7 protein-coding genes are annotated in these 6,161 nt (G+C 56.7%); all 7 read right to left on the bottom strand.

The window, feature by feature from the left end:
- Positions 1 to 601, bottom strand: a 601-nt coding sequence (locus AB0M20_RS21910; RefSeq protein ID WP_364300857.1) for a hypothetical protein, incomplete at its 3' end; no start/stop codon positions are given.
- Between the two features lie 160 nt (positions 602 to 761).
- Positions 762 to 1,559, bottom strand: coding sequence for a glycosyltransferase (locus AB0M20_RS21905; protein ID WP_364300854.1), 798 nt, complete (start codon positions 1,557 to 1,559; stop codon positions 762 to 764).
- A gap of 551 nt (positions 1,560 to 2,110) precedes the next feature.
- A complete protein-coding gene (locus AB0M20_RS21900) occupies positions 2,111 to 2,794 on the bottom strand; it encodes an HAD-IA family hydrolase (RefSeq protein WP_364300852.1) in 684 nt (227 codons plus the stop codon).
- The gene (locus AB0M20_RS21895; RefSeq protein WP_364300859.1) at positions 2,787 to 3,668 is read right to left on the bottom strand and encodes a glycosyltransferase family 8 protein; all 882 of its coding nucleotides are present in this window, start codon (positions 3,666 to 3,668) and stop codon (positions 2,787 to 2,789) included. Before AB0M20_RS21895 ends, AB0M20_RS21900 begins: the two co-directional genes overlap by 8 nt.
- Before the next feature lie 82 nt (positions 3,669 to 3,750).
- Entirely contained in the window at positions 3,751 to 4,431 is a 681-nt protein-coding gene (locus AB0M20_RS21890) for a methyltransferase domain-containing protein (RefSeq protein ID WP_364300850.1), read from the bottom strand.
- Positions 4,432 to 4,544: 113 nt separating this feature from the next.
- Complete coding sequence (locus AB0M20_RS21885; RefSeq protein ID WP_364300848.1) at positions 4,545 to 5,339, bottom strand: phosphotransferase; 795 nt, start codon at positions 5,337 to 5,339, stop codon at positions 4,545 to 4,547.
- Positions 5,336 to 6,161 (bottom strand): glycosyltransferase family 4 protein (locus AB0M20_RS21880; protein ID WP_364300846.1); only part of this gene is annotated, 826 nt, incomplete at its 5' end. The genes AB0M20_RS21885 and AB0M20_RS21880, both read right to left, overlap by 4 nt.

The raw sequence follows: 6,161 nt of genomic DNA, 5'->3' as shown, positions 1-6,161 counted from the left end.
AGGCGTCTATCAATCGGAAAAAGCCCTTCTCCGCAGAAAGCCGACCGACACTCAGAACGCGTGGAGCTCTCTCAATGGATCGCTCGCCCACGCCAATCGGAATCACCACCTCAGGAAGGTAGACCCCGTTACCAATTCCGAAGTTCTTTTGGAAGAGCATTGCGTCATCTGTCGTCGGGAATACTGACCAGTCCAATCTACTGTAGTAGTCTCGAATGAATTGGCCGTGATAACTAGAAGCGGCATACTCATAAGAGCCATGGTATTGCCCCACACGAGCAAAGCCGCTGAAGTCGATGTCGCGAAGCCATGCCACTACACTTGGCGACTGCATGAGGACGCAGCCACTCGCCAAGGTGGACAGTAGGCGCTGGATCTCCGAGCGCGCCTCGTGAGGAAGCCTTCGCTCCTCCTGCGGCAACCGCGGGAGACTGAGATATAAGACCTCGTTGCCCGTAACGCAAGGTGCCACTCCAGTGTCGTGAAGCGTTACATAGTAGATCCGATGACCTAGACTGGCGAGCGCGCTACCGAGCCCTTGCATGACTTTCTGAACTCCACCCAATGTCTCCAATTCGTCCACGATGAATACGAGATTCACACTTCAGTCCTCCCAAGGAAGTCGCAGCATGCAAAATAGGGGTTACCGGCGGACAGGTGCCCTTCGACGACGTGCGCGGCACGGCGAAGCCGACATATTCGGGGCCAGACGCATACCGAATTCCACGGGCAATCGGACGTCGCCACGCGCCTTCGGAGGGCTAGGCCATCAGGCTAAGGGCCTTTTTCAACGAGGTTGCCGCCGCCTCGAATGAGTATTCGGAGGAAACAAGATCCCAGGCCGCCTGCCTGCGCCGAAGATCCTCTTTGGGATCATTCATTATCTCGGCCATACTGTCGGCGAACTCTCCGGCGCTTTCCGCCCGCAGATAGTGTGTACCCGGAATAGCGTCTAGACCCTCAGCGCCCGTCGCAGTAGAGACAACGGAGCAACCCGCAGCGAATGCCTCCAAAATCTTTAGCCGGGTTCCGCCTCCCATTGACAAAGGCACCACCATGGTTGAGTCCCAGAAAAGTGGCTCGATGTCCGTTGGGTCCTGAACCAATTTAACGACGTCATGGTTCATCCGTTCCTGCAGTACACGGGGCATGCGTCGACCTGCGACGATAAGATTGACGGACGGAACGCGCGCCCTAATTGCTGGACCGATATCAGTCGAAATCTGGGAAACCGCTTCAGCGTTCGGAAAGTAATCTAGCACACCGGCGAAAAATACGTTGCCGATGCCTTTCTCACGGTGCGGGCGCGACCCGACCTCTACTCTTACACAGTTTGGCACAAACGCGAATCGACAAGTGGCGTTGTATCTTGCGCTCAACCTCGTCTGGTCTTCAAGCGAGCAAACAGATACCAAATCCGCGGCGAAGATGGCACTTCTCTCCAGCTCTTCCAACTCCCGAACGTCGTCGACCACACCCATGCCGTCTCGGAGCTTGAAGTCTCGATGCCTCAGCATATCTTGCTTAAGGTCTGCCTGGGCATTGTGTTCGTCGAACATGACGCTAGCGCCCGAATGTTGGCTAACGAGAGATATATACGGTGCCGTAGTAAGGTGGCTAAGGACAACCGCCGTGTAGGCGCCTCGCCTCAGAACGTCGACGAATGCGTGTTGGAGTCGGTCACAGTTGACGGCACCAACGACCGTTCCGCCAGGGCGGCTTTTGCCGCTGCGGCATGCCTCGCACCGATCGGTTCCCTCACGGCAGCTGGCGACCTGGTCTAAGCTTTTCAGACAAAGTACATCGACATGACACCGTCGGCGAAGTCCGTAAATCAGGGCACGGTGGCGCATGTGACCACCGCCGACGGCTGCCGCGTTGTACTCATATAGCACGAGGAGAACGGACGACTTCACGAGCCGTGGGTCTTCATGCAAATAGGCTGATAGAAGACTCATGATATAGCACACCCTAGAACCAATTGGACGGATCCCGGCAATTGCTTGGAATTGGAAGTGGTGGGCCCAAAAGCATACCGTGAAACTACACTTGCCTTAGGCGTGCGAGTGGAAACTTCGCAAGTGACCTCCATTCATTAACGATCGCGTCACTAAACAACCGCGGGCAGCCTCGCAAGGACCGAGCACGCTTCGGTTGACCACGTGAGGGGACGCATGCAATACGGGTCTATTAAGATGGCCTTTCGAACGCCGGCCGCCATGGCGGCTCGCACATCAAAATAGGGATCGTCACCTATCATTACGCATCTAGCTAATTCCGTCCCCAGGCGCTTGGCAGCGAGCGCGAAGATCAATGGGTCAGGCTTAGCGACCCCTTCGATCGCAGAATCCACCACCTCGTCGAAATACGCAGCAATTCCGGCAGCTTCTAAAGACGCTCTCAAGCGGCCATCGTTATTGCTTACAGCCGCCAGACGAAAACCTTTTGCCTTCAGCGCCGCAAGCGTGTCCCGTGCACCCTGAGCAACCACCCGCCAGAGGGGATTTATTGTGCCCGCCGAAAGATTCAAGCTTAGCCAAGCTTGAACTCCAAGATCCGTCGGCAAACCCAGGAGTGTAGCCCAACACTCAATAGGTTGACGTGACGCCCAAAACGCTTCCGGTCTCGGCGACGCTGCACCATGCCAGACCGTCGCCGCGATGGCTGTTGTTGCCGCCGAGGGAACCAGATCGACGCCGGCCGTCGACATGACGGCTTCACGAAGTACGTCATCGTCAGGATGAAGGAGCACACCTCCTACATCCAGCAATATAGCGTCGACCTGACTAGCCATCCCAGGATCGTCTCGCCGGTTTCGTCGTCGGCCGCCACCCACGCCAATGCGTCCGATCCACGTAGTCGAAGAACCTCGTTTCGTCTGGTATATCATCATGGACTCCGCGCCACGGCTTGTCTCGTCCTGCAAAATGGCGAATCTTTGCCAAAGAGATCGGGTCCCGTGGACCGGAAAATCGCCGTTGTGGCTTCCGCCAGTAGGACGTCACGTTCCACAGTGTGTCGAGCTTAAACCACCTGCCTTTCGCGACCCCGTTTAGGACCTCTTGGTCATGTTGCACGAGCCGGTCGCCGAATAGCTCGAGGTACCGCTCGATGTCCTGGCTTAGGTCAACTCGGCGCCATTCGACGAGATCAACAAGCATTACGCCCGAGTTGAAGTATGCAGTAGAGGGCGATAGCTCCTGCTCCCGCCACGCTTGCACTCCCCATCGGCTGCTCACGGTAGGAACGTAGTCATCGGCCACTGCGGCGAGAATCGAGTTGTCAACAATGTCCATGTCCCACAAATGGTGAAGTGACTTAAGCGTAATGGTATCCGAGTCTAGGAAAATGATTCGACGCGACCCGTCCAACAAGCGCGGCAAGAACAGCGGAGCGTATATGGTTTCCGTGTAGTCTGCGCGCAGCACCCCCTGAATAGGAAGGCCTCGAAGCAGAGTACCGATATCCAGAAAATTTGACCGACACCAAGCCGGCCACGAGCGCCTCAAATTGCGAATGGAGTGTGAGGTTAACCCAGATCCTAAGACGGTTATCTTAAGGCCCGCGTTTCCCGCATAGTTGTCGATGACCGATCGTATGCACGCCGCTGTCGGCATCACGTAATTCTCGTCAGTGGCAACTACGACTTCAACTTCAGACTTGTTCACGTCGCCGAACTCCTCCGGTACGACCGCGCTCGTTGGGCTCGTCAAACATGCCGGCTAGACTGGGCCGGTGCGCTAGCAACGGTCACTGTCGGCGGCCCTCTACAGCGAAGGCCTCCTGCGTACTGTCCGGGAAGCGATCGAAATGCGTACCGGGTACGGAGCCGAAATATGCCGTTTCAAGCGGATGGACCACCGTTACCCCTTTGAGTCCGGCCTGCTTCAGCAGGCTTGAAACACTATCCGCCGTAAGCAGTGCCTTGTGTTGCCCGAACTGGTAGGCAATCCTGTTAGCAACGCGGAGTCCGATGTAGCGATCTGCTTTCCACCCGTGGATTCTTGAGTCGAAAGCGATTTGCTTGGCGACCCGCTCCGTCCAATATCCCAACAATATTTCTCCGACAATTGAGGCATCGGGACATACCACTCGGAGCGGTGCGCCGGGCTTCAAGATGCGGACGCATTCACGTAACACCTGCGGGATGTCGTCCAGCATGAAGTGCTCAAGGATATGCTCTGCCAGCAGGCCGTCAACGCAACCATTGGGAAGGGGTATCGGCCTTTCCAAATTGCAAGCGAAGATTTTTTCTGACCGCTTGTAGTCGATACCGATCCACCCCGGCTGTAAGTAGCGGCCTGAGCCGATAGACAGCATGATCGGCTGTGATGAGTTCATGACTACCCGCCGTAAGCGGCGGCCCTCGCGCTTATGTGTGACCACCTCCTGCCAGAACGAGCGATGTGCATCAAACCACGTCCACCACACGTCGCGCGAAGTTAGCGGCGGAAGTCCCCAGTCCGTCTGGTCTGGTCTCCTAAAATAAACTCTGCGCGCCATTGCGAAATGATCACCCACCATTCCCGCTACTCTTGGGAGAACTATTCGGCCCAAGATTCGTGTTGCTCGATCACATATGTTGCCGCGGCACGGTAGCCGGAGGGATGTCCTTCTGCTCGATGTACGTCGAAATCTGCGTTACCTGCGCTGATTTGACTCTCCATATGCGCGGCCATCGATACTAGGCGAACAATGGCGAGATCAACCAGTTTGCCGGGCGAGACGCCGTCGCCGTACGCTTCACACAAGAGCCGCAGCCTCCGACGCCTGTCGGGCACATTAGGCCAGCCCCAGTCCTCAAGACCTCTTACAGGGTGCGGCCGATGCATAGGCACAAACTGGAATGCCGCATAGGCTAGGTCCCATGCCCGGCTCGACGGGCCAGCCGCGTCCCAGTCAATGAACCCGGCGACCGAAGTACCGGCAAAGACGATATTCCAGGGTGCTAGATCGCCGTGTCCTATGCAATCGATTTCAACCGGCACGCTGATGTCTAGCGGACTAAACGCTGAGGCCGACAGCGAAGGAAGCCGGGCAAGATCTGCCGTAGCGTCATGAAGGCATCTTATCGCTTGGCCGACGTTGTGGAGGGCCTCGTCGGTACGAATTTCGTCGCTTATTGGCGGGTATCCGGTGTCCCCTTCGATGAAACTAAGGACTTCACGCTCGCCGTCTGGAGTGATGCCTAATAGGCGTGGGCTGAGCGAGAATTGCTTCTCCTCCAGGTGTCGTAGTACGGCATGGACTCCGATGTGTCCAGGACCTAGTTTGCGCTCGACCGTGTTGCCCTTGCGAACCGGTCGAGAAAACCTCCCGCCGGGTAGGACGTCGCTCATTCCAGCAATCCTCCATTCCTAGGGACGCGTACTCGCTTGTATTGCTTCGCATCGTCGATCACGGTTTGATATATCGAGCTTGTCTCGTTCACCATTCGATCTAGGGAAAACCATTTTTCGACCGCCTTCCTGCCGGAACTCGACAGACGTGCACGAAGACGCGGGTCTGTAGCCATTCTCGTAATTGCGCGCGCCAGTTCCCCTCGATTGCCGACTTCGACTTGCAGGCCGTTTTCGCCGTCCTTCACGATTTCGCTCAGGCCGGTCGCGCGAGTTGCTATTACGGGAATGCCGCAGGACATAGCCTCGATGACGGCTAGACCAAGGCCTTCGGTATAGCTCGGCTGAACGGCCACATCCGACGCCTGAAGCAGGGAGGGTACTCCATCGTGGCGCAAGTCGTTGACTAGCCTCACTGTTCCGGTAAGGCGCAGCTTGCGAACTTCGTCTTGTATCTCCTGTGCGTACGCGGATGACGCCGAACTGGTTGTGCCGGCGATGATCAATCGAAGCGATGGCAGTCGGTCGACTGCTCGCGCCGTGGCTTGCACCAAGTCCAAAATGCCCTTTCGCGGCTTCAGACGTGCAAGGCAGGTCACGACGAAGTCTTCGTCACTCAGGTTATGCCGAAGGCGGGCCTCAGCTCTGGGCGCGCTTCGAAATTTTACGGTGTCGACACCTAGGTACACGCGATGGATCGGTTGGGCGCCGAACCTTCGCATTAGACGTTCGTAGTACCCGCTAACGGCAATATAGGCGTCAACCGGTAAGTATTCGAAGACTAAACGACATCTGCCCGTTCCAAACGCGGTTTTTTCCCGG

It is taken from the genome of Actinoplanes sp. NPDC051633 (assembly GCF_040681735.1).
GTDB lineage: Bacteria > Actinomycetota > Actinomycetes > Mycobacteriales > Micromonosporaceae > Actinoplanes.
This window is presented reverse-complemented; position numbering and strand designations above follow the sequence as displayed.